General features: G+C 77.9%; 3 protein-coding genes. 1 reads left to right on the top strand and 2 read right to left on the bottom strand.

Annotated features, from left to right (window positions below):
* Positions 1 to 35 precede the first annotated feature (35 nt).
* Both ACFU6K_RS35175 and ACFU6K_RS35170 read right to left on the bottom strand, forming a co-directional pair.
* Positions 36 to 1,229 carry an alpha/beta hydrolase family protein gene (locus ACFU6K_RS35175; protein ID WP_380670115.1) on the bottom strand — a complete coding sequence of 398 codons (1,194 nt, stop codon included), beginning with the start codon at positions 1,227 to 1,229 and terminating at the stop codon, positions 36 to 38.
* Positions 1,230 to 1,389: 160 nt separating this feature from the next.
* Positions 1,390 to 1,722, bottom strand: coding sequence for an ArsR/SmtB family transcription factor (locus tag ACFU6K_RS35170; protein ID WP_380670113.1), 333 nt, complete (start codon positions 1,720 to 1,722; stop codon positions 1,390 to 1,392).
* A 170-nt stretch (positions 1,723 to 1,892) separates the two neighbouring features.
* Between ACFU6K_RS35170 and ACFU6K_RS35165 the strand changes: the two genes are divergently transcribed.
* Positions 1,893 to 3,080, top strand: a complete 1,188-nt coding sequence (locus tag ACFU6K_RS35165) for an MFS transporter (RefSeq protein WP_380670111.1) — start codon at positions 1,893 to 1,895, stop codon at positions 3,078 to 3,080.
* Positions 3,081 to 3,139: the final 59 nt, after the last annotated feature.

The raw sequence follows: 3,139 nt of genomic DNA, 5'->3' as shown, positions 1-3,139 counted from the left end.
CCGTGGAGCCGAACGCTCGGGCGGGAGACGGGGGTTCACGCGTCGAAGCGGACCTCGGGCCACTGCGGCGCGGGGGCGTCCAGCAGCGGGGCCGGCAGGCCGCGCAGGTGGAGGCCGAAGTAGGCGGTGAGGTAGGCGCGTTGGGCGGCGACGGCGCGCCGCGGGTCGCCGGTGCCGAGGAAGTGCTCCAGCCGGTCGGCGGGCCAGGCGAAGACGGACTGCCCCTGGGGGACGAGCAGTTGCAGGTCGCAGTAGGACAGGTGCCCCGAGCGGGTGAGGGTCAGGCGCCGGCGCCAGCCGGTCAGGTGCGGCCACAGGGCGTCCCACATGGCGTCGCGGGCGGGGCTGTCCCAGGCGGAGGCCATCAGCAGCAGGGGGCGGTCCTGGCCGGCGGTGGCGGCGGGGCCGAACAGGGGGCCGTCCAGGACCGCGCCGGCGCGGATGCGCGGGTCCTCGTGCAGGGCGTGGGCGGTGGTGGCGCCGCCCATGGAGTGGCCGAACATGCCGACGGCGCCGAGGTCGAGGGCGCCGTCCAGGCCGGCCGGCAGCGCTCCGCCCGCCAGGCGGTCGAGCAGGCAGCGCACGTCGGCGGCGCGGTAGGCGACGATCCCGGCGTCGGTCATCGCCTGGACGCGGGCCTTGTCGCGCACCTCCAGGCGGTGGCCGGGGAACTCGACCTCCCCGGCGTCGTAGGTGTGGTCGACGGCGGCGACGACGTGGCCGTGGGAGGCGAGCTCCTCGGCCAGCGCGGTGGCGAAGGCGCTGTCGGCGCCGGAGCCGTGGGAGTTGAGGACCACGGGGTGGCGGCGGCCGCGGTCGGCGGGCGCGTCCGGGCGGGCGTGGGTGACGGGCCAGGCGAGGCGGGCGCCGGGCACGGCGAAGTAGTCGGCCTCCAGGTGGGCGGTCTCGGCGGGGCTCATCCACGGCGCGTACGGGCCGCGGGCACCGGGGGCGGCGGGGTACCAGAGGCGGGCGCGCAGCTCGCGCGGGCGCGGCGCGGGGGCCCAGGCGTCGGTGCGGGCCGGGTCGCTCAGGTACAGCAGCGCGGTGCCCACGGGGCGGGGGCCGGTGGGCGCGGGCAGGCTCAGGCAGGGCCGCCCCGCGGCGTCGGCCGGCGCGGCGTCGGCGCGTACGGGCGCAGCGCCGGCGACGGCACCGGCGGCGCCCAGGGCGAGCGCCCCGAGCACACCGCGACGGCTGAGCGGGAGGCCGGGCTGGGATCTGGTCACGGGCGTGCTCCTGCGGCGATCGGGTCGGCGGGCGGCGTGCCCGTCCACCGTGGCGCCGCGCCCCGCCCGGGCGCGTCCGCCGCGGGCAGGAGCCGCCGCCGCGCCGTACGACCGCGGGCATAGGCCCGTAGCGGCAGCCGCCTCCCGGAAGCCGGGGCCCCTACCGCGCGGGGGCCGCCTGGGCCGCCAGGAGCGCGTCGAGCAGCCCGGGGAAGCGGGTGTCGAGGTCGGCGCGGCGCAGGCTGACGAAGCGGTTGCGCCCGGCGACGCGGGTGGTGGTGACGCCGGCCTCGCGCAACACCCGCATGTGGTGGGAGACGGTCGACTTGTGGAGGTGGTCCAGGCCCAGGTCGCGCGGGCCGCAGGAGTGCTCGGCGTCGTCGGCGTAGCTGAGCAGCAGGGTCATGCGCACGGGGTCGCCCAGGGCGTGCAGGACGGTGACGAGGTCGATGTCGGCGGTGGCGGGCTGGGGAAGCCGCTCGTCGTCGGTCATGGCGCACGCTCCTCGGGCCGCCGGGGGGACACAGATGGTTTGACAATCATCCACCAATCCCCGAGTGTTTGACGAGCGTCCAACTGTTGCACGTCCATCCAACAATCCGTCCGACAGCCTGTTGCGCGTCCGTCCGCCAATCCGTTCCTTGCGTCCCGGGGGGCCCTCCCGTGCCCGTTCGTCTGCTCCTGCTCGCCCTCGGCACCTTCGCCATGGGCACCGACTCGATGGTCTTCGCCGGCATCCTCGGCCCGATCTCCGCCGACCTGGGGGTGTCGGTGCCGGCCGCCGGCCAGCTGGTCACCGTCTTCGCCCTCGGCTACGCGCTGCTGGCCCCGGTGCTGGCCACGCTCACCGCCCGCTGGCCGCGCCGGCGCCTGCTGCTGACCGCGCTCGTCGTGTTCAGCGCGGCCAACGCGCTCAGCGCGCTCGCCCCCACCTACGAACTGCTGCTGGCCACCCGGGTGCTGGCGGCGGCCGGCGCCGCCCTCTACACGCCGACCGCCAACGCGGTGGCCACCACGCTGGTCGCCCCCGAGCGGCGCGGGCGGGCGCTGGCCACCGTGCTCGGCGGCATGACGGTGGCCACCGCCCTCGGGGTGCCGCTGGGCACCTGGGTCGGGCGCGCCGACTGGCGGATGACGATGTGGCTGGTCACCGCCCTGGGCCTGGCCGCCCTCGCCGGCCTGGCGGCGCTGCTGCGCGACCTGCCCGCCCCCGCCGCCGCCCCCACCCTCGCGGCGCGCCTGGCGCCGCTGGGCCGGCGCCGGGTGCTGGGCGCCGCCGCCACCACGCTGGTGTTCTTCCTCGCCTTCCAGAGCGTCTACATCTACCTGTCCACGGCGGTGTCCGGCGCCACCGGCGGCGACGCCGACCGGCTGAGCCTGGTCCTGCTGACCAGCGGCGTGATGTCGGTGGCCGGCAGCTGGCTGGGCGGGCGCCTGGTGGACCGCCTCGGGGTGCGGCGGGTGCTGCTGACCGGCTCGGCGGTGGCCGCGGCCGCGTTCACCGCGCTGCCCTGGCTGGGGCTCACCATGCCGGGGGCGCTGGCCTACGCGGCGGTGGTGCCGCTGGCCGGGTGGGCGGTGTCGGTGGCACTGCCGCACCGGCTGGCGTCGATCGACCCGGCCAACGCGCCGCTGCTGATCTCGCTGAACAGCAGCGCCCTGTACCTGGGGACGGCCGTCGGCGGCGTGGCCGGCTCGGCGGCGATCTCCGTGCTGGGCGGGCGCTGGTTCCCGTTCGCGGCGGCGGCGCTCGCGCTGGCCGCGTGCGCGGTCGCGGCGGCGACCACCCGCGACGAGCGGGCCGCCCGCGCCTCGGCCCCGGCCCCGCGGCAGGAGCCGGCCCGCGCCTGAGCGGACACCCGTACGGGAAGACGCCCGTACGGGAAGACGCCCGTGCCCCGGTCCGGCAG

Origin of the sequence: Kitasatospora sp. NPDC057512 (assembly GCF_042802135.1) — a bacterium.
Lineage (GTDB): Bacteria > Actinomycetota > Actinomycetes > Streptomycetales > Streptomycetaceae > Kitasatospora.
The sequence above is the reverse complement of the archived record's forward strand: the minus strand, read 5'-3'. Positions and strand labels throughout refer to the sequence as shown.